The organism is Vibrio sp. 10N.222.49.C9 (assembly GCF_041474985.1).
Classification (GTDB): domain Bacteria; phylum Pseudomonadota; class Gammaproteobacteria; order Enterobacterales; family Vibrionaceae; genus Vibrio; species Vibrio crassostreae_C.
On the sequence record NZ_JBFRVD010000609.1, the window covers coordinates 1 to 404 of the forward strand.

Below are 404 nucleotides of genomic sequence, written 5' to 3' on the forward strand. Positions count from 1 at the left end.
ATTCCATTGCGTACCGACAAGGTTAATCTCTACGCCTGAGTGCTCTACTGCAACTTGGGTATTGTCGCCATCAAGCACAACTATGCTGGCACCTGCGACCAAAGAAGTAGAGGCTGCAACGGATGTGGCCATTGGCGCTGTAGTAGAGAGGTCGCTTGAGACCACAGAGGTGGGCTTTGTTACTTTCTCATTAGCGGAGACGTCTAGGTATTTCCAAGTAAAATCGTCGTTGAGTACAGCTTGGCGACCATCCTCCAATTGAACAACTTGCTGACCAGCATAGACGTTACTGACGAGCAATAGGCCAAGAAAAGAACAGCATCGGGTTAACTTCATTTACGCATCCTAGGGTGTGTTGATGTTTGCTGTTCCATTTTAGCAGTACATCGTTAGCCATATAAGGA

At 47.3% G+C, this 404-nt stretch carries 1 protein-coding gene; it reads right to left on the reverse strand.

Going from position 1 to position 404, the window contains the following annotated elements; translation table 11 throughout:
• The coding region (locus tag AB4585_RS24715) for a DUF3157 family protein (RefSeq protein WP_372171394.1) at positions 1-336 on the reverse strand (336 nt) is incomplete at its 3' end.
• Positions 337-404: the final 68 nt, after the last annotated feature.